Genomic DNA, 20,733 nt, shown 5'->3' on the forward strand with positions numbered 1-20,733 from the left:
TGGCTCCTATGTTTTTGCGACCCAGAGGCTGCCGGGTGCGAGCGTCACGGTCTGGCCGAGCGGCAATGCCTCGGCGGTGTCCTCATCGCTTGCAAGCTGGCGCACCCAGGGGCCTCCATCCAGGTGGAAGGTGACCTCGGCGACTTCCGCGTTCACGAGCACGAGCCAGCTCGATGCAGGCGCCGGAGCGTCGAACAGGATCGCAAGCGCGTGCCGGTCGCGACGCTCCCAGTCAGCAGTGGTCATCGCCTGGCCTTCAGGCGTGTGCCAATGCAGCGTCGTCATTCCGGGCATTGCATAGACGGGCCACCACTGCGTACTGCGCAGGGGCGCGGCCTCGCGGCGCAAGGTGAGCAGGCGGGACACGTAGTCGGCAAGCTCGGCGTCGGCCAAGCCCCAGTCGAGCCAGGTCGTCTCGTTGTCCTGGCAGTAGGCGTTGTTGTTGCCGCGTTGCGTGTGCCCGAGTTCATCGCCTGCGAGCAGCATCGGCGTGCCCTGCGACAGCAGCAGCACCGCCAGCAGGACACGGCTGAGGCGCTTGCGTTCGGCGAGCACCAGCGGGTCGTCCGTTTCGCCCTCCACACCGCAGTTGCGGCTCAGGTTGTGCGCGTGGCCATCGCGGTTGTTTTCGCCATTCGCGAGGTTGTGGCGTTCGTTGTAGCTCAGCAGGTCTTGCAGGGTGAAGCCGTCGTGCGCGGTGATGAAGTTGACGCTCGCGGTGGGCGACCGGCGATCGTGGCTGAACGCATCGCTCGATGCGGTAAAGCGCTGCGCGAATTCGCCGAGCCCGACGCTGCGATGCAACCAGAAGCCGCGCTGCGCGTCGCGAAAGCGGTCGTTCCATTCGAGCCAGCCCGGCGGGAACTGGCCCAGGCAATAGCCCCCGGGCCCGATGTCCCAGGGCTCTGCGATGAGCAGCGTGCGAGCCAGCGTCGGGTCTTGCGCAGCAGCCGCGAGGAACGGAGCGCGCGGATCGAAATCGCCGTCCTCGCGGCGTTCGAGGATCGGCGCGAGATCGAAGCGGAATCCATCGACGCCGAGTTGCGTGACCCAATGGCGCAGCGCGTCCATGACCAGTTGCACCACGCGCGGCTCGGAGAGATGGAGGCAATTGCCGCAGCCAGTCCAGTTCTGGTAGAGGGCGCGATCGTCCGGGCGAAGGTGGTAGTAGAGCGGGTTGTCGATCCCGCGCAGGCTCAACGTGGGGCCGAGTTCGTCGGTCTCGGCGCTGTGGTTGAAGACCACATCGATCACCACTTCCATGCCGCGCGCGTGAATCGCGTCGGTCATCGCGCGGAACTCGCTCGCGGGCGTGGTGCCGGGGCGGCCGCTCCAGTAGCGTGCTTCGGGCGCGAACCAGCCGATGGGGCTGTAGCCCCAGTAGTTGCTGAGCCCGAGCTTGAAGAGCCTTTCTTCATCCGCGCGGAACTGCACTGGCATCACGTTCAACGTCGTGATGCCGAGCCGCTGCAGATGGTCGAGCACCGCGGGTTCCGCGAGGCCCGCATAGGTGCCGCGCAGCTCCGGCGGGACATCGGGATGCAGTCGCGTCTGGCCGCGAACGTGCAGTTCGTAGATCACGCGATCCCCGTCGGCGATGAGCGGCCGGGGCGAAGATGCAGCCGGCAGCGGTTCGACGACGCGCGCCTTGAGTGCGATCGACGCGTTGTCGCGTGCGTCGGGCCGGTTCGGGTCCGCCGGGTCGTGCCCGAGGAAAAGGTCCTCGCCACCATAGCGGCCCACCACCTCGCGCGCGTACGGGTCGAGCAGCACCTTGGCGGGGTTGAAGCGCAACCCCTCGTGCGGCGACCAGGGCCCATGAACGCGCCAGCCGTAGACAAGACCCGCTCGCGCATGCGGCAGGACGGCGTGCCAGATGCCGTTGGTCTGGGTGGTGACTTTGAGACGCTGCTGTTCGTGCTGACCGGTGGCATCGAAAAGGCACAGCTCCACCAGCGTCGCGCGCGGCGCTGCCAGCGCGAAGTTGACGCCGTGCGGCCCCGGCGTTGCGCCGAGTGGATAAGGGGTGCCCGGATGCAGCCCCGTCACGCCAGTACCCACATCAAGGTGCAGAGCGCGGGCAGTGTCAGCGTCATCGATTGCGGCCTTCCATGCCAGCGCAGCTCCTGCGTTTCGATGACACCATTGCCGAGTCCGCTTCCACCGTAGATCTGGTTGTCCGTGTTGATGATCTCGCGGTACTTGCCAGCAAGCGGCATGCCCAGCCGGTAGCCGTGCCGGACCATCGGGGTGAAGTTGCACACCGCGACGACGAAGCTGCCGTCGCCGGCGCGCCGCATGAAGGCGAACACCGACTGATCCGCATCGTCATGGCAGATCCACTCGAATCCCTGCGGTTCGCAATCGAGTTCGTGCAGCGCCGCGAAGTGGCGGTAGACATTGTTCAGGTCGCGCACCAGCCGCCGGATGCCCTGGTGCGAGGGCTGTTCCAGCAGGTGCCAGTCGAGGCTGCGGTCCGCGTTCCATTCGGCCCATTGGGCGAACTCGCTGCCCATGAACAGCAGCTTCTTTCCCGGATAGGCCCAGAGGTAGCCATAGAGGTTGCGCAACCCCGCGAACTTCTGCCAGTGGTCCCCCGGCATGCGGCTGATCATCGAGCCCTTGCCGTGAACCACTTCGTCGTGAGAGAACGGCAGCACGAAGTTCTCGCTGTGTGCGTACATCAGCCCGAAGGTGATCTGCCGGTGATGGTGCTTGCGATGGACCGGATCGATGCCCGCATAGCGCAGCGTGTCGTTCATCCAGCCCATGTTCCACTTGAAGTGAAAGCCCAGGCCGCCCTGTTCCGGTGGCCGCGTCACGCCTGGGAAGCTGGTCGACTCCTCGGCGATCGTGATCGCGCCAGGCCGTTCCACGCCGACGACATGGTTCATGCGCCGCAGGAAGTCGATCGCTTCGAGGTTCTCGCGGCCGCCGTGCGCGTTGGGAATCCATTCGCCTGCATCGCGGCTGTAGTCGCGATAGAGCATCGACGCCACCGCATCCACCCGCAGGCCATCGACGCCGTACCGCTCCAGCCAGTACAGCGCGTTGCCGACAAGATAGTTGCGCACCTCCGTCCGTGCGTAGTTGAAGATCAGCGTCTGCCAGTCGTTGTGAAAGCCTTCGCGCGGATCGGCGTACTCGTAAAGCGCAGTGCCGTCGAATTGCGCGAGCCCGTGCGCGTCGGTGGGGAAGTGGGCCGGCACCCAGTCGAGGATCACGCCGAGCCCGGCCGCATGCGCCGCTTCGACGAACGCGCGGAAATCGCCAGGGGTGCCAAAGCGCGAGGTTGGCGCGTAGAGGCCGATCGGCTGGTAGCCCCACGATCCGTCGAAGGGGTGTTCGCTGATGGGCAGCAGCTCGATGTGGGTGAAGCCCATGTCCCGCGCATAGGGCACCAGCGTGTCGGCGAGCTCGCGGTAGTCGAGCCACTCGTGGCCGTTCTTGCGCCGCCAGGAGCCCAGGTGCACTTCGTAGATGCTGATGGGCGCGTTGCGCGCGTTGGCCTGCACCCGGTTCGGCGGCACCTTGGCCGGTGCAGGCAGCGGCTGCACCACGCAGGCAGTGTCGGGTCGCAGCCGTGCCGAGAAGCCGAAGGGATCGGCCTTGCGCAGCACATGGCCCTGGGCCGAAAGAATCTCGAATTCGTAGCTGTCCCCCGGCGCGACATGCGGCGCGAAGATCTCCCACACGCCGCACTCGCGGCGCAGCCGCATCATGTGGCGGCGGCCGTCCCACTGGTTGAAGTCGCCCACCACCGAGACGCGGCGCGCGTTCGGCGCCCACACCGTGAAGGCGCAGCCGCGAACGCCGTCGATCTCGCGAAGGTGGGCCCCCAGTTGCTCGAAGGGGCGCAGGTGCGTGCCCTCGGCCAGCAGCCAGACGTCGGTGGCGCCGAGCACGAGCGGGAAGCGATACGGGTCGTCGAGCTGCGAGGTGTGCGTGCCCCAGTCGACGTGGAAGTGATAGCCGAGCCGGGCTTCCGAGGCAGGAACGAGTCCGGCGAAGAGGTCGCTGTCGCCTTGGCGGTCGAGCTCGGCCAGTGGCCAGCCCGAGCCCGATTGCATGACCGTCACCGACTTCGCGCCCGGCAGCAGGGCGCGGACGCGGAGGCCTTCGTCCGTCTCGTGCGGGCCGAGCGCGGCGAAGGGATCGCCATGTTCTGCGCGCATCAGGGCACGGACTTCGGCCTCAGGCAGCATCGAGCGGTACTCCGAAGAAGACGCCATATGGCGGCAGCGCGAGCAAGCCGCCTTCGATGCCAGTGTCTACTAAAGGCGCGCCTTCTGCCGGCGCAAGCCTGCGGGGCAGGTCGAGCGACACCGGCTGGTCGGAGAGGTTGAACACACCGTGCAGCGAGGCGTCGCCGTCATGTCGCTCGAACCAGAGCACCGTGTCCGGCACGCCGGGCGCATCGATGAAGCGCATCTCGCCTTTGCGAAGCAGCGGTTGCCGGCGACGCCAACGCAGCAGCGCTCGGCTGAAATTGAGCATCGAAGCCGGGTCGTCCGACTGCCGGTCGATCGCCAGCGGCAGGTGCATGTCCGAGACCGGCAGCCACGGCGTTCCACTGGTGAAGCCTGCGTGGTGTGCATCCGTGACCCAGGGGATCGGCGTGCGGGCGCCGTCGCGGCCCTTGAATTCGGGCCAGAAGGCGCGTCCGTAGGGGTCCTGCAGCAGTTCGAACGGCACTTCGGCCTCCGGCAGGCCGAGTTCCTCGCCCTGGTAGACGCTCGCACTCCCGCGCAGCGAAAGCAGCAGCGTGAGCCAGAGCCGGTCGCGGCGGGTGTCCTCGGTGCCGTTGGCGTTCCAGCGGGAGGCGACCCGCGGCACATCGTGGTTCGACACCGCCCAGCAGCCCCAGCCGCCGGTCTTCGCGAGCGCCTGGTCGAGCGCCTCGACCTGTGTGCGCAGGTGCGATGCGCTGTGCTCGCTGGTCAGAAGGCTGAAGCTGTAGGCCAGATGCAGGCGCTTGCCGCGTTCGGTGTAGCTGGCCATCACCGGCGGCGCGTTCTCGTCGCCCACCTCGCCGAGGCCCACCGCGCCGAACTCGTCGAGCACGGCGCGCAGGCGTTCGAGAAAGCGAAGGTTCTCCGGCTGGCTCTTGTCGTGGAGATGCTTCTGCATCGCGTACGGGTTGTCGGCCCGTACCGTGCTGACCAGGCCGCCGTCGGCCGGCGGGTTGTCGCGCAGCTGCGCGTTGTGGAACTGGTGGTTGCAGGCGTCGAAGCGGAAGCCGTCCACCCCGCGTTCGCACCAGAAGCGGACTTCGGCCAGCAAGGCGTCCTGCACCGCCGGGCAATGGAAGTTGAGGTCCGGCTGCTCCACGAGGAAGCTGTGCAGGTAGTACTGCCGCCGCCGCGAATCCCACTGCCAGGCGGAGCCGCCGAAGACCGATAACCAGTTGTTGGGCGGTGTGCCGTCCGGCCGCGGGTCGGCCCAGACGTACCAGTCGGCTTGCGGGTTGTCGCGACCGGCGCGGCTCGCGGCGAACCATGCGTGCTGGTCGGAAGTGTGGGAGAGCACCTGGTCGATGATGACCTTGATCCCCAGCGCGTGGGCGCGGGCCAGCATCGCATCGAAGTCCTCCAGCGTGCCGAACATCGGGTCGACCGCCCGGTAGTCGGCCACGTCGTAACCGAAATCCTTCATCGGCGACCGGAAGAAGGGCGACACCCAGATGGCATCCACCCCAAGTGCCGCGACGTGATCGAGCCGGGCGGTGATGCCCGGCAGGTCGCCGATGCCGTCGCCGTTGCTGTCCATGAAGCTGCGCGGGTAGATCTGGTAAATCACCGCGCCGCGCCACCAATCTTTGTCCATGCAGGTCCTCCCAGGCCCAAAAATGATTCTGCATGCAAAAAGCTGGCCCTCCGGGCTCGCGCACCACTTGGGTGCCTGGGATGGTTGCCCCTCTGAGTAGAGGAGCCCGAGCAGTACGACGGGGACGGGGCGGGGGGTGATAATCACGATCCCCCGGCCGCCTGGCGCCGGGGCTCGTTGCGAAGCCCGAATGAACCCCAGCTACAAACCCGCCGACGTCGAGTCCGCCGCCCAGGCTTATTGGACGGCCGCAGACGCCTATCGCGTGACCGAGGACACGCGCAAGAAGAAGTACTACGCCTGCTCGATGCTGCCGTACCCCAGCGGCAAGCTGCACATGGGCCACGTGCGCAACTACACGATCAACGACATGCTCACGCGCTACCTGCGCATGAGCGGCTACAACGTCCTGATGCCCATGGGCTGGGACGCCTTCGGGTTGCCGGCCGAGAACGCAGCGCTCAAGAACGGCGTGCCGCCGGCTGCGTGGACCTACGACAACATCAGCTACATGAAGGGCCAGCTCCAGGCGATGGGCCTGGCCATCGACTGGAGCCGCGAGATCGCGACCTGCGACCCGAGCTACTACAAGTGGAACCAGTGGCTGTTCCTCAAGATGCTCGAGAAGGGCATCGCCTACCGCAAGACGCAGGTCGTCAACTGGGACCCGGTCGACCAGACCGTGCTCGCCAACGAGCAGGTGATCGACGGCAAGGGCTGGCGCACCGGCGCACCGGTGGAACGTCGCGAGATCCCCGGCTACTACCTGAAGATCAGCGACTACGCCGAGGAACTCCTCGACCACACCCAGCACAAGCTGCCGGGCTGGCCCGAGCGCGTGAAGCTGATGCAGGAAAACTGGATCGGCAAGAGCGAAGGGGTTCGCTTCGCTTTCAAGCACAACATCAAGGACGACAAGGGCGAGCTGATCCAGGGCGGCCGCATGTACGTCTTCACGACGCGCGCCGACACGATCATGGGCGTGACCTTCTGCGCCGTGGCGCCGGAGCACCCGCTCGCGCTGCACGCCGCGAAGTCCGACGCCAAGGTCGCGGCCTTCATCGAGGAGTGCAAGAGCGGCGGTACCACCGAAGCCGAACTCGCCACGCAGGAAAAGAAGGGCGTACGCACCAGCCTCACGGTGACGCATCCGATCACCGAGGAGCAGGTGCCGGTCTGGGTCGGCAACTACGTGCTCATGAGCTACGGCGACGGCGCGGTGATGGGCGTTCCGGCGCACGACGAGCGCGACTTCGCCTTCGCGAACAAATACGGCATCGAGATCATCCAGGTGGTGCTTGTCGATGACGAGCCGCATTTCAACTACCACCGCTGGCAGGACTGGTACGCCGACAAGGAGCGCGGCGTCACCATCAATTCCGACAACTTCAGCGGCATGTCGTACACGGAGGCGGTCAAGGCTGTGGCTCATGCGCTCGAGGTGAAGGGCCTCGGCGAGATGAAGACGACCTGGCGCCTGCGCGACTGGGGCGTCAGCCGCCAGCGCTACTGGGGCACCCCGATCCCGATCATTCACTGCGAGCAGCACGGCGCCGTTCCGGTGCCCGAGAAGGACCTGCCGGTGGTGCTGCCCACGGATTGCGTGCCCGACGGGTCCGGCAACCCGCTGCACAAGCACGAAGGCTTCCACGCCGGCGTCGTCTGCCCGGTGTGCGGCAAGCCCGCCCGCCGCGAGACCGACACGATGGACACCTTCGTGGACAGCTCGTGGTACTTCATGCGCTATTGCGACCCGAAGAACGACGATGCGATGGTCGCGGGCGGCGCCGACTACTGGATGCCGATGGACCAGTACATCGGCGGCATCGAGCACGCGATCCTGCACTTGCTCTATGCGCGCTTCTGGACCAAGGTGATGCGTGACCTCGGCCTGCTGAAGTGCGACGAGCCCTTCAGCAAGCTGCTCACGCAGGGCATGGTGCTCAACCACATCTTCTATACGCGCAACGAGAAGGGCGGCAAGGACTACCACCCGCCATCAGAAGTCACGCAGGTGCTCGACGCCCAGGGCCGCATCACTGGCGGAACGCTGGCTGACGGTACCAAGGTCGAGTACGGCGGCGTGGGCAAGATGGGCAAGAGCGAGCGCAACGGCGTCGACCCGCAGGACCTGATCGAGAAGTACGGCGCGGACACCGCCCGGCTCTACACCATGTTCACCGCACCGCCCGAAGCGACGCTCGAGTGGAACGACGCCGCGGTCGAGGGCAGCTACCGCTTCCTGCGCCGGGTCTGGAACTTCGGCGTGGCGCTCGACGGCGCCGGCGCCAACAAGGCGATCGAGGGCAAGCCGGCCTTCGGCAAGGACGCGAAGGCCCTGCGCCACGAAGTGCACACCGTGCTGCGCCAGATCGACTACGACTACCAGCGCATGCAATACAACACGGTGGTGTCGGGCGCGATGAAGCTGCTCAATGCGCTGGAGGGCTTCAAGCCCGCCCAGCCGGACGCCGGTGACCGCGCTGCAGTTCGGGAAGCGATGGGCATCTTGCTGCGCTGCCTCTACCCGGCAACGCCGCACATCGCGCACCAGCTCTGGCACCAGCTCGGCTACGACAAGGAGATCGGCGAGCTGCTCGATGCACCGTGGCCGGTTGTCGACGTCAGCGCGCTGGAGCAGGACGAGATCGAACTGATGCTGCAGATCAACGGCAAGCTGCGTGGTTCGCTGCACGTGCCGGCGACCGCCTCGAAGCAGGAGATCGAAAAGATCGCGCTCGCCAGCGAAGCATTCGTCAAGCACGCCGAAGGCGCGACGGCCAAGCGCGTCATCGTGGTGCCGGGACGGCTGGTCAACGTGGTGGTCTGAAGGCGATGGTGCTGAACCAGCTTCGGTCGCGCCGCGGCCTTCTGATCGGCTTGTCCGGCGCGCTCGTGCTGGCAGGCTGCGGCTTCCAGTTGCGCAAGGCGCCTGAATTCCAGTTCAAGACCATCGCGGTCCCGGCCACGTCGTCGTTCGCGAACCAGGTGAAGCGCAATCTGCGGGCCACCGGAACGGTCCAGGTGTTGCCAGCCGAACAAGTGAAGGACGCCGAGGCGGTGCTCGAGATCCTCGCCGAGAACCGTGAAAGCGTGGTGATCTCGACCAACGCCGCCGGACAGGTGCGCGAACTCCAGTTGCGGCTGACCATCCGCTTCCGGGTTCGTGGCCAGGATGGCAAGGAATTGCTGGCGCCGACCGAGATCAGCCAGTCGCGCGACATCACCTACAACGAAACAGCCGCCCTCGCGAAGGAAGGCGAAACGGCGCTGCTGTATCGCGACATGGAATCCGACATCGCGCAGCAGATCCTTCGTCGCCTTGCCGCGGCGAAGGCCGCCTGAGCCGCTCCATGCAACTGGCGTCCGCGCAGCTTGCCGCGCACCTCGCCAAGCGGGTGGCGCCGCTCTACGTCATCCACGGCGACGAAGCGCTGCTGGCGCAGGAGGCGGCCGATGCGATCCGTGTTGCGGCGCGGGCGCAGGGCTATACCGAGCGCAGCGCCTACACCGTGGCTGGCGCGCATTTCGACTGGAGCGCGGTGCTCGCGGCAGGCGGATCGCTGAGCCTCTTCGCAGATCGGCAGATCGTCGAGATCCGCATCCCGTCCGGCAAGCCGGGCAAGGACGGCAGCGCGGCGCTCCAGCAGATCGCCGAAGCCGCCCAGGGCAACGACAGCACGCTCACGATGGTGATGCTGCCGCGCCTGGACAAGGCCACCCGCACCGGCGCGTGGTTCGGCGCGCTCGAAGGCAATGGCGTCAGCATCCAGGTCGACACGATCGAACGCGCCGCCTTGCCGCAATGGATCGCGCAGCGTCTCGCCCAGCAAGGCCAGCGCGTGAAGCCCGGCGAAGAAGGCCAGAGAACGCTGCAGTTCTTCGCTGATCGGGTCGAAGGCAACCTGCTCGCGGCGCACCAGGAAATCCAGAAGCTCGCGCTGCTGCATCCCGAAGGCGAACTGAGCTGGGAGCAGGTCGAGGGCGCGGTCAACAACGTGGCGCGTTATGACGTCTTCAAGCTCTCGGAGGCCGTGCTGGCAGGCAACCCGCAGCGCGTCTCCCGCATGCTCGAGGGCTTGCAGGCCGAGGGCGAGGCCGAGGTGCTCGTGCACTACACCATCGCCGAGGACATCCGCGCCCTGAAACGCGTCAAGGACGCCATGGCCGCCGGCAGGCCACTGCCGATGGCGCTGCGGGAGAACCGCATCTGGGGGCCCCGCGAGCGGGCTTTCGAGCGCGTGCTTCCCCGGTTGGACGATCGCGCGCTGGCTCGCCTGCTGCGCTCGGCGCACGTGGTCGACGGCATCGTGAAGGGCCTGAAGCAGCCCGACTGGCCGGCCGACAACTGGCAGGCGCTGCAGCGGCTGGCGCTGATGCTGTGCAGGAACTGTTAGCCCACCCCCAGGCTCGCGCACTTCGTGTCGCTCTCCACCCCCTTGCAGGGGGCAATCCCAGCAGCCCGGCCGAGCCGGTTCTGCGGGATTTCTGGGTTTGGCTGCGCCGGATTTGGGGGGCGGGTGACAATTGAGGGCTATGAACATGTTCAACGTTTCCGAGTACATGCAGACGCTGGGTCTGCAGGCCAAGACGGCGTCGGCCCTGATGGCCCGTGCGGATGCGGCCTCCAAGAACAAGGCGCTGAAGGCGCTCGCACGGCGCCTGCGCGAGGCGGGCAGCGGCCTGGCCGATGCCAATGCCCAGGATCTGGCCCGCGCCACCGCGGCGGGGCTGTCGGCGCCGATGGTGGATCGGCTCAAGCTCACGCCGAAGGTCATCGAAACCGTGGCCCTGGGCTGCGAGCAGCTCGCGGCGATGCCGGATGTCATCGGCGAAGTCATCGGTATGAAGCAGCAGCCGAGCGGCATCCGGGTCGGCCAGATGCGGGTGCCGATCGGGGTGTTCGGCATGATCTACGAGAGCCGGCCCAACGTGACGATCGAGGCAGCGAGCCTCGCGATCAAGAGCGGCAATGCGGCCATCCTGCGCGGCGGCTCGGAGGCCATCGAATCGAACAAGGCGCTTGCCCAGCTGGTGGCCGACGCGCTCTCTGAAGCAGGGCTGCCTGCAGCGGCGGTCCAGCTCGTGCAGACGACCGATCGCGAGGCGGTGGGCCAGCTCATCGCGATGCCCGCCTTCGTCGACGTCATCATTCCGCGCGGCGGCAAGGGGCTGATCGAGCGCATCAGCCGCGAGGCCAAGGTGCCGGTCATCAAGCACCTGGATGGCAACTGCCACGTCTACGTGGACGACACGGCCGAGCTCGACATGGCACTGCGCATCGTCGACAACGCCAAGACCCAGAAGTACAGCCCCTGCAATGCCGCCGAAGGCCTGCTGGTGGCGTCGTCGATCGCCGAGAGCTTCCTGCCCGAGATCGGCGCAATCTTCGCGGCCAAGGGTGTGGAAATGCGTTGCGACGCCGAGGCAGGCCGCATCCTGCGTGAAGGCCTGCGCAGCAGCGGCAAGGTGGTGGATGCGGTCGAATCGGACTGGTCGGAGGAATACCTGGCCGCCGTCATCAGCATCAAGGTGGTCGAGGGCGTGGACGAGGCGATTGCGCACATCAACCACTATTCGAGCCATCACACCGACGCGATCGTCACGCGCGACCACATGAACGCCCAGCGCTTCCTGCGCGAAGTGGATTCGGCGAGCGTGATGGTCAACGCGAGCACGCGTTTCGCCGATGGATTCGAGTTCGGGCTCGGCGCCGAAATCGGCATCAGCACCGACAAGTTCCATGCACGCGGACCGGTGGGGATCGAAGGGCTGACGTCGCTGAAGTACGTCGTTCTGGGTCAGGGCGAAGTCAGGACCTGAACGTGCAGGGGTTCAGGCCCCTACCACGTCTTCTCCGGCGCACGCCGGAGCGCAGTGTTTCCATTTGAAGAACAAAACTGCGTCTACAGTGCCTTGTCATCAGGGGCGGTACCCCAAAATCTACAATTCCGCCCTAGCACACGCCACAAATCGAAGAAGGCCGCCGCATGGTCCCGCATCTCGTCACCGCCCTCACCGGCCCGATCAATGAGCTCGAGCAGCGAGTGCTCGACTCCACGCCGGCCATCGAGCGCTGGTTCCGGCTCGAGTGGATGGAGCACACGCCGCCGTTCTACAGCTCGGCGGACATCCGGAATGCGGGCTTCAAGCTGGCGCCGGTCGACACCAACCTGTATCCGCGCGGCTGGAACCATCTGACGCACGAGATGCTGCCTCTGGCGGTGCAGGCCGCCCAGGCCGCGATCGAGAAGATCTGCCCCGAGGCCCGCAACCTGCTGGTGATCCCCGAGAACCACTCGCGCAACACCTTCTACCTGGCCAATGTCGCGCAGCTGGTGCGCATCTTCCATATGGCCGGATTGAACGTGCGGGTCGGCTCGATCGACCCGGCGATCAAGTCGCCCAAGAAGATCGAGCTGCCCAACGGCGAAACGGTGTGCCTGGAGCCGGTGGTGCGCAGCAAGCGCCGCCTGGGGCTCAAGCATTTCGACCCGTGCACCATCCTGCTCAACACGGACCTCTCGGCCGGCGTGCCCGGCATCCTGGAGGAGTTGTACGAGCAGTACCTCCTCCCGCCGCTGCACGCGGGCTGGCCGATGCGGCGCAAGAGCAATCACCTGCACAGCTACGAAGAGGTGTCCAAGCGCTTCGGCAAGCTGCTGGGCATCGACCCGTGGCTCATCAACCCCATGTATGCCAAGGTGGGAGAGGTCAACTTCGCCAACGGTGACGGCGTCGACGTGCTCACCAGCCATGCGGATGCGCTGCTGACCAAGATCCGCCGCAAGTACAAGGAATACGGCATCAACGAGAAGCCGTTCGTGGTCGTCAAGTCCGACAACGGCCGCAGCGAGATGGGTGTGGTCACCGTGCGCGATGCCAAGGAAATCGAGGCGCTGGCCCGTAAGCTGAAGCCGCGCGCCGGAGCCGCCAAGGTCCCTGCCGAGCGGCGCGAGCTGATCGTGCAGGAGGGCGTGCTCACCAAGGAGCGGGTGCACGACGGCGTTGCCGAGCCGGTGGTCTACATGATGGACCGCTACGTGGTGGGCGGTTTCTATCGGGTGCATGCCGACCGCAACCCGGACGAGGATCTCAAGATTCCCGGCGCGAGCTTCGTGCCGCTGGCTTTTTCCGAGAGTGCACATCTGCCTCAGCCGGGCGCCAAGCCGGGCGCGAGCGCCCCGAACCGCTTCTACATGTATGGCGTCATCGGCCGGCTCGCCATGGTGGCTGCCAGCTACGAGCTCGAGGCGACCAACCCCGACGCCGAAATCTACGAATGATTGGCTCCGCCATCTTGCGAGCCGTGCCGGCGGCGGCAAAATAGCGACCCCATACCAACGCAAACCAACCAGGGCGGAGGCGATGCGGCGGCCGCGAGGCTGGCGACGCGCCGGAACGTGCTGCACGTTCCAGGGCCCTTTGCATCGTCCCCGTGTCCGCCCCTAAATCCCTCTCCCCTGCGTTGATCCTCGCGGCGATCGGCGTCGTCTACGGCGACATCGGCACCAGCGTCCTGTATGCGGTCAAGGAAGTCTTCGGGCACGGGCATGTGCCTTTCACGATCGAGAACGTCTACGGCATCCTGTCGATGTTCTTCTGGACGCTCACGATCATCGTCTCGATCAAGTACGTGGTGCTGGTGCTCCGGGCGGACAACGCGGGCGAGGGCGGCCTGGTCGCCATGCTCGCGCTGGCTTCGCAGGCCGTGATCGACAAGCCGCGTCTGCGCCACGTGCTGCTGGTGGTCGGCGTCTTCGGCACCTCGCTCTTCTATGGCGACGGCGTCATCACGCCGGCGATCTCGGTGCTGTCGGCGGTCGAGGGTCTGGAGGTGGTCTCGCCGCAGTTCATGCACTACGTGATTCCGATCACGCTCGTCGTGCTGTTCTGTCTCTTCGCTCTCCAGAAGCACGGCACCGCGGGCATCGGCCGCTTCTTCGGTCCGATCACGCTGACGTGGTTCATCGTGATCGCGCTGCTCGGTATCTCGCAGATCGTGAGGCATCCCGAGATCCTGAAGGCGGTCAGCCCCTTCTACGCGCTGCGGTTCATCTGGCTCAATCCTGGCACCAGCTTCATCATCCTGGGCGCCACCGTACTGTGCGTGACCGGCGCCGAGGCGCTCTACGCCGACCTCGGCCATTTCGGCAAGCGCCCGATCCGCGTCGCATGGTTCTCGGTCGTGATGCCCGCGCTGACGCTCAACTACTTCGGGCAGGGCGCGCTGCTGCTCGAGAACCCCGAAGCAGTGAAGAACCCCTTCTTCATGATGGCGCCCGACTGGGCGCTGCTGCCGCTGGTGTTCCTCGCCACGGCAGCGACGGTGATCGCGTCGCAGGCCCTTATCACCGGCGCCTTCAGCGTGACCCGGCAAGTGATCCAGCTTGGCTATCTCCCGCGCCTGAACATCGAGCACACCAGCGTGCGCACGGCCGGCCAGATCTACATACCTTTCGTGAACTGGGGCCTGTTCGTCGCCATCGTGCTTGCCGTGGTGATGTTCCGCTCGTCGAGCAACCTGGCCGCGGCCTACGGCATCGCGGTGACCACCGACATGCTGATCACGACGGTGCTGACCTTCTTCGTGATCCGCTATGCATGGAAGTACCCGCTGGCGCTGTGCATCGCCGCGACCGGTGCGTTCTTCGTGGTCGACTTCATGTTCTTCGCATCGAACCTGCTGAAGCTGTTTGAAGGCGGCTGGTTCCCGCTGCTGATCGGCGGTTCCGTCTTCCTGCTCATGCTGACCTGGAAAGAGGGACGGCGCCTCATGGGCGAGGCGCAACTGGCCGAGGCCATCGACCTGCGCAGCTTCCTCGATTCCGTCTTCGTCAATCCGCCCGCGCGCGTCGACGGCACCGCGGTCTTCATGACGGCGGAGCCGGGCGTCGTGCCGAACGCGCTGCTGCACAACCTCAAGCACAACAAGGTGATGCACGACCAGAACCTGTTCGTCACCGTGCGCAACCACGAGGTGCCCTGGATTCCCATGGACAAGCGCATCGAAATGGAGCCGCTGGGCCACCACTGCTGGCAGGTGGTGGTGCACTACGGCTTCAAGAATGACGTCGACATCCCCCGCGCGCTCGAGCACGCACGCCTGCGCGGCTGCCAGCTCGAGACGATGACCACGAGCTACTTCCTTTCTCGCGATGTCGTGATCCCGACGCTCGGTAGCGGCATGGCGCCCTGGCGCGAGAAGCTCTTCGCGCAAATGCACCACAGCGCGAGCGGCGCGGCGGACTTTCTGGGCTTGCCCAACAACGCCGTGGTGGAGCTGGGCTCGAAGATCGAGATCTGACGCTGGGCTCCCGGCCGCCATGACTGTCAAAAGGGTTTGACAGTCATGGCGGCCGTTCACATTGCGTCGGCCGCCGGCAACGAACTTCACGAAAGAAGTACCGGATCGTCTGGCTCCAGATGTATCTTCATGTGACAACATGAAGGCGTCAGGGAGAAGCAATGGAAAACCGTCGTGCCGGCCTGCGCCGATGGAGAACACGTATCGGCCTCGCGATGCTGGTGGTCATCGCGCTTTTTCTGCGTGCCTACAGCGAGCCGAAGCAGACGGTGCCCACGGCGCCGGCCTGGTCGTTCTGGGGCGCCACCGTCTATCCGGTCATCGGTGATCTCGGTGGCGCTCCGGTGTCGATCCCTTCGCCCTATGCGCGACTGGCTGAGTACGAGGGTGATCCGGCGATCGGACAGGCTGCGGTAGGCGACGCGACTCCGCGCACGTGGACGTCGAAATTGAGGAGCGTTGCATTCGATCTCCGCTTCCCCGACATGAAAGGGCTCGACGACGACCTGGCCGGGGAGGAAGCCGAGACCACCGTCTGGACCACCAACTGGATGCGGGTGCTCCTCAACGCGGGTTCACGCTACTTCGGAAGCGACTTCCTTGAAGCGAACGTCGAGAGTCTCGCGGATCCCGAGAAGCGCAAGTACGTCTACCGCCTCCTGCCGGACCTGGAATTCGGGCTGTTTGCCTATGCGCCCGTGGGTGTCGACGAGTCCCGACGCCAGCTCACGAACCTCGGCAGCGCCGATGCCAGTGACCTGAACATCTATGTCCATCGCGACGGTCGCGGCCACGTCGCCACCTATATCGAGTGCAGCAACGTCCACCACCAGGCCGCGCGATGCGCACAGGAGTTCGACCTGAGTCCGGACATGGAGGCAGCCGTATCGATCAGCTACCGGAAGGACCTGCTCGTCCACTGGCGGGCGATCCAGGATTCGGTCCGGCACACCGTGCTGGGTTTTCGGGCCGACCCGCCATCGAACTGAGCGCACCCCGGCACAATCGCCGGCATGCGTTTTTTCAAGGATTTGAGTGTCTCGGCCTTTTCCGCCGGTTTCGTGGCGGTGCTCGTGGGCTTCACGAGTTCGGTGGCGATCGTGTTCCAGGCGGCACAGGCCTTCGGTGCCACGCCCGAGCTGATCTCTTCGTGGATGTGGGCGCTGGGGCTCGGCATGGGCCTCGCGGCGGCGGTGCCTTCGATCTGGTGGCGCAAGCCCGTGATGATTGCCTGGAGCACGCCCGGCGCCGCCGTGCTTGCGGTGGCCGGCGCCGGCTATTCGATGCATGAGGCGGTGGGAGCTTTCATCGTCTGCGCGCTGCTCATGACCCTGGCCGGGGCCACCGGCTGGTTCGAGCGGGTGATGAACAAGATCCCGATGGCATTGGCCTCCGCGCTTCTTGCCGGTGTGCTGGCGCGCTTCGGCCTGCAAGCGTTCGTCGCCGCCCAGACGGCGTTGCCGATGGTGCTCCTGATGCTCGGCACCTACCTGGTCGGCAAACGCGTGCTGCCGCGCTACGCGGTGCCGCTGACCTTGCTGGTGGCGATCATCTTTGCGGCCGCACGCGGCGAACTCGCCTGGAGCGCAGTGCACTTCAGCGTCGCGATGCCGGTGTTCACGATGCCGGTGTTCACCTGGCAGGCGGTGGTAAGCCTCGCCTTGCCGCTCTTCGTCGTCACCATGGCTTCGCAGAATCTCCCCGGCGTCGCGGCCATTCGCGCGGCGGGCTACGAACTGCCGGTGTCGAAGCTCATCACGATCAGCGGGCTGACGACGCTCGTGCTGGCGCCTTTCGGTGCGTTTGCCCTCAACCTCAGCGCGATCACTGCCGCCATCTGCATGGGCCGCGAGGCGCACGAGGACCCGGCACGCCGCTACACGGCGGCTGTGAGCTGCGGTGCGATCTACGTGGTGATCGGCCTGTTCGGCGCGGCTGTCACGGGACTCCTGACGGCCTTCCCCAAGGAATTGGTCGCCGCGATCGCGGGCCTGGCTCTGCTCGGCACCATCGGTACCGGCATGGCTGCGGCGGTGCGCGACGAATCGCATCGCGAGGCTGCGCTCATCACCTTTCTCGTCACCCTCTCGGGCGTGACGCTGCTGGGCATCGGCTCGGCCTTCTGGGGCGTGGTGGCGGGCGCTGTCGCGCTGGGCATCCAGCAGATCGGCCGCAAACCCTTTGCGGGCAAGGACATCGCGGCTGCCTGCAAACTCAAGCTCGATCAACGCGCAGCTCATGCCGCCGAAGAAGCGGCCGCGTCTTCTTCCTCATCTTCCACGCCGAGCGCGGGAAAGACTTCCTGACATGCACTTCCTCTTCGTCGCCGATCCGATCGAGCACTTCAAGATCTACAAGGACACCACCTTTTCGATGATGCGCGAGGCCCAGCGGCGCGGCCATTCGATCTCGGTGTGCGAGCCGCGCGACATGAGCTGGCAGCGCGGCAAGCCCGTGACGGCCACGGTGCGCAAGATCAGGCTGACCGGATCGCCCGACGCGTGGTTCAGCGAGGAATCCACCGACCAGCTGGCGCTCCATTCATTCGACGCGGTGCTGATGCGCAAGGACCCGCCGTTCGACGCCGAATACATCTACGCGACGCATCTGCTCGAGCAGGCCGAGCGCGAAGGCGCTCGTGTCATCAACAAGCCGGCCGCGCTGCGTGACCATCCCGAGAAGCTCGCGATCATGGAGTTCTCGGAATTCACCACGCCCACGCTGGTCACGCGCGATGCGGCGGCGGTGCGCGCCTTTCATGCCGAGCATCAGGACATCATCCTCAAGCCTCTCGACGGCATGGGCGGCATGGGCATCTTCCGCGTCAAGGCTGACGGGCTGAACCTCGGCTCGATCATCGAGACGCTCAACAAGGACGGCGCGCAGACGATCATGGTGCAGCGCTTCGTGCCCGAGATCGTCCAGGGCGACAAACGCGTTCTGGTGATCGGCGGAAAGCCTGTGCCTTACAGCCTTGCGCGCATCCCGCAGGGCAATGAGGTGCGCGGTAACCTCGCCGCCGGCGGCAAGGGCGTGGCCCAGCCGCTGACTGATGACGACCGCCGCATTGCCGAGGCGATCGGCCCCGTGCTCGCCGAACGCGGCCTGCTGCTGATTGGCTTGGACGTGATCGGCGGTTCGCTGACCGAAATCAACGTCACCAGCCCGACGTGCTTTCAGGAAATCACCGAGCAGACCGGCTTCGACGTCCCGGCCATGTTCATCGATGCGCTGGAAGCGGCCGTGAACAAGGCCTGAGGAGCGTGGGTCAGAACTCCACAGAGGCGCTGACGCTGTAGGTGCGTGGGTTGCCGAGCACGAGGTAGCCAGCACCCGGGTAACCGCCGACCGAGGCCCAGTAGTTGCGGTCGGCCACGTTCTCGATGCGAGCACGCAGCGTCACGAGCTTGCCGGCAACATCCGTGACGTAGCGGGCGCCAAGATCAACGCGGCCCCAGCCCGGCACGCGCAGCGTGTTGGCCGAATCGGCATAGCTCGATCCGGTGGCGATCAGGCGACCGTCGAACGTCAGGCCGCGAACGCCCGGCACATCCCATTCGAGGCCGATGGTGCCCTGCTGCTTCGGTACGCCGATGACCTTCTTGCCGTCGGTCGTGATGCTTCCGGTGTCGCGCTGCTCGGCGTCGAGGAAGGTCACCCCACCCAGGACGCGGAAGCCCTTGATCGGCTCGCCGTAGGCGTTTAGCTCGATGCCCTGATGACGATCCTGGCCCTCGGCAGCGAACACGCCTGAGGCGTTGCGCAGCGCGCGCGGCTTCTCGATCGAGAAGAGCGCGGCCGTTGCACCGAGTCCGTTGGCTTCGTACTTGAGGCCGATTTCCTTCTGCTTGGCGACATACGAAGCCAACGTCTCGCCCACGTTGAGCACCGGCAATCCGCCGACCTGGGCAGGCGCGGTTTCGCCGGGTGTGAGGCTCTCGATGTAGTTCGCGTAGGCGGACAGTTGCTTGTTGAACTTGAACACCACGCCCGCCGCCGGGCTGGTGCGGCTGTCGTTGTTGCCGCCGGTGGGTGCGCCGGTGTCGTAGGCGAAGTTGTCGATCTTCAGGGTCTGGTAGCGCGCGCCGAGTGTGACCAGCAGCGTCTCGTCCAAGAAGCCCATCGTGTCGCCGACGGCATAGCTGGTCAGGCGCTTCGCCTGCGTAAGCGCCGGCGCCGCCAGGTTGTTGCCGCCAAAGGCGAAGGGGCCGAAGGCGGGCTGCAGCAGCGTCGGCGTCGGGTAGTAGAGGTTGGTCGACTGCGTGTTCAGGAAGTCGAACTTGTAGGCGTTCTTGCGTTCCGAATCGAAGTAGTCGTAGGAGGCCACCAGCGAGTGCTTGACGGAGCCCGTCCGCACCGTGCCGCGCACGCCGACTTCGGCGGACTTCACGTCTTCATCTGCCGTGTTGTCGAAGCGGTAAGTCGTTCCGGCGCCCGTGAGCGCGTTGGTGACCGTGAGGTTGGCGAGCGAGTTGGCCTCGCTGCCGCTGCGCTTGCCGAGTGCGAACCAGCCGGTCACGTTGTCGGTGAAGTCGTATTCGCCGCGAATCGTGCCGAATGTGTCGCGTTCGTTGGAATAGCTCCATGGCTGCGCCCAGTTGGTCTGGGAATCCGGCGCGGAAGGCACGGACGTCAAGGTGGAATCCAGCGTGACGTTGGTGCGCGTCTGCTTCAGCCGGTGGTCCTGGTAGCCGATGTCGGCCGACAGCCGGGCATTGCGGCTGCGCCAATCGAGGCCCACGGAGGCGACGTCCAGACGCACGTCTTCGTTGTCGACGCCCGTGCCGCCATCGCGATGTGCTGCGTTCACGCGGATGCCGACGCTGTTGTCGGGCCCGAAGCGGCGCGCGATGTCGGCAGCCGCGTAGAGCTGCGAACCGCTCGCGGTGCCAAGAGTGACCTGCGTCAGCAGATCATTGCCGGCGCGCTTGGGCAGCAGGTTGATGGCGCCGCCGATGCCGTCACCGCCGGGCGAGGCGCCGTTCAGGAATGCACTGGGCCCACGCAGCACTTCGACGCGCTCGAACAGCTCGGACGAGATGTACTGGCGGGGCAGCAGGCTGTAGAGGCCGTTGTAGGCGATGCTGTCAGATCCGAGCAGAAAGCCGCGGATGAAGTAGCTTTCCTGGAAGTTGCCGAAGCCTCGGGCCACGCGCACCGATGGATCGTTCAGCAGCACATCGCCGACGCTGCGCGCCTGCTGGTTCTGGATGAGTTCGTTGGTGTAGCTCGTCGCGCTGAACGGCGAGCTCATGTTGTCGACGTTGCCGAGGATGCCGACGCGGCCTCCGGTGGCGACTTGCCCACCGGCAAAGGGCTTCGGGAGACCGGCAGCAGAGGCGTCTGCACTGGCCTCGACTGTCACCGTCGAGAGCGTCGCAGCCTCCGGCGCAGCCGCGGGAGCGGTTTGTGCAGTCGCGACCAGCGTCTGGAGCGCGAGGGTCGCCGCGATGGCGACTGGGCGGAGGGGAAAGCGATGGGAAGACATGGACGGTTCTTTGTGTGCAATGCAAATGCGAACCGTTATTATCCGCATCGAGACGCGCGAAACCGCCACGCCGCAGCCGAAATCAGCTGCGGCGTTGTTTTTTGATCAGTCG

Annotated in this window: 13 protein-coding genes; 9 read left to right on the forward strand and 4 right to left on the reverse strand. The window is 66.0% G+C overall.

The annotated features are described in order from the left end of the window. Positions 1–6: 6 nt before the first annotated feature. The 3 genes from glgX to FHW64_RS25370 are packed head-to-tail and all read right to left on the reverse strand — an operon-like array spanning position 7 to position 5,826. A complete protein-coding gene (gene glgX / locus FHW64_RS25360; RefSeq protein ID WP_311733360.1) occupies positions 7–2,049 on the reverse strand; it encodes a glycogen debranching protein GlgX in 2,043 nt (680 codons plus the stop codon). Next, positions 2,046–4,205 (reverse strand): 1,4-alpha-glucan branching protein GlgB, encoded by a 2,160-nt coding sequence (gene glgB / locus FHW64_RS25365; protein ID WP_184530985.1) that lies wholly within the window; start codon positions 4,203–4,205, stop codon positions 2,046–2,048. The genes glgX and glgB overlap by 4 nt, the downstream gene beginning before the upstream one ends. Next, entirely contained in the window at positions 4,195–5,826 is a 1,632-nt protein-coding gene (locus FHW64_RS25370; protein ID WP_184530986.1) for an alpha-glucosidase family protein, read from the reverse strand. The genes glgB and FHW64_RS25370 overlap by 11 nt, the downstream gene beginning before the upstream one ends. Positions 5,827–6,016: 190 nt before the next feature. Here FHW64_RS25370 and leuS point away from each other — a divergent pair, with 190 nt between their 5' ends. The 9 genes from leuS to gshB all read left to right on the forward strand — a co-directional run bounded on the left by leuS (position 6,017) and on the right by gshB (position 18,391). Continuing rightward, positions 6,017–8,656 carry a leucine--tRNA ligase gene (gene leuS / locus FHW64_RS25375; protein WP_184530987.1) on the forward strand — a complete coding sequence of 880 codons (2,640 nt, stop codon included), beginning with the start codon at positions 6,017–6,019 and terminating at the stop codon, positions 8,654–8,656. A gap of 8 nt (positions 8,657–8,664) precedes the next feature. Further along, positions 8,665–9,171 carry an LPS assembly lipoprotein LptE gene (gene lptE, locus FHW64_RS25380; protein ID WP_311733361.1) on the forward strand — a complete coding sequence of 169 codons (507 nt, stop codon included), beginning with the start codon at positions 8,665–8,667 and terminating at the stop codon, positions 9,169–9,171. An 8-nt stretch (positions 9,172–9,179) separates the two neighbouring features. Further along, positions 9,180–10,223 carry a DNA polymerase III subunit delta gene (gene holA, locus FHW64_RS25385; RefSeq protein ID WP_184530989.1) on the forward strand — a complete coding sequence of 348 codons (1,044 nt, stop codon included), beginning with the start codon at positions 9,180–9,182 and terminating at the stop codon, positions 10,221–10,223. Positions 10,224–10,362: 139 nt separating this feature from the next. Further along, positions 10,363–11,649: a glutamate-5-semialdehyde dehydrogenase gene (locus FHW64_RS25390; RefSeq protein WP_184530990.1), complete on the forward strand. Its 1,287-nt coding sequence runs from the start codon at positions 10,363–10,365 to the stop codon at positions 11,647–11,649. 167 nt (positions 11,650–11,816) lie between these two features. Continuing rightward, positions 11,817–13,112: a glutamate--cysteine ligase gene (gshA, locus tag FHW64_RS25395; RefSeq protein WP_184530991.1), complete on the forward strand. Its 1,296-nt coding sequence runs from the start codon at positions 11,817–11,819 to the stop codon at positions 13,110–13,112. Between the two features lie 152 nt (positions 13,113–13,264). Then, the gene (locus FHW64_RS25400; protein WP_184530992.1) at positions 13,265–15,133 is read left to right on the forward strand and encodes a potassium transporter Kup; all 1,869 of its coding nucleotides are present in this window, start codon (positions 13,265–13,267) and stop codon (positions 15,131–15,133) included. Between the two features lie 161 nt (positions 15,134–15,294). Then, the gene (locus tag FHW64_RS25405; RefSeq protein WP_184530993.1) at positions 15,295–16,122 is read left to right on the forward strand and encodes a hypothetical protein; all 828 of its coding nucleotides are present in this window, start codon (positions 15,295–15,297) and stop codon (positions 16,120–16,122) included. A 24-nt stretch (positions 16,123–16,146) separates the two neighbouring features. After that, a complete protein-coding gene (locus FHW64_RS25410) occupies positions 16,147–17,439 on the forward strand; it encodes a benzoate/H(+) symporter BenE family transporter (protein WP_184530994.1) in 1,293 nt (430 codons plus the stop codon). A gap of 1 nt (position 17,440) precedes the next feature. Continuing rightward, positions 17,441–18,391, forward strand: a complete 951-nt coding sequence (gene gshB / locus FHW64_RS25415) for a glutathione synthase (RefSeq protein WP_184530995.1) — start codon at positions 17,441–17,443, stop codon at positions 18,389–18,391. 10 nt (positions 18,392–18,401) lie between these two features. Here the strand turns inward: gshB and FHW64_RS25420 are convergent, their stop codons facing one another. Beyond that, the gene (locus FHW64_RS25420) at positions 18,402–20,621 is read right to left on the reverse strand and encodes a TonB-dependent siderophore receptor (protein WP_184530996.1); all 2,220 of its coding nucleotides are present in this window, start codon (positions 20,619–20,621) and stop codon (positions 18,402–18,404) included. Positions 20,622–20,733 lie beyond the last annotated feature (112 nt).

It is taken from the genome of Variovorax sp. Sphag1AA (genome assembly GCF_014192575.1).
Lineage (GTDB): Bacteria > Pseudomonadota > Gammaproteobacteria > Burkholderiales > Burkholderiaceae_C > Variovorax.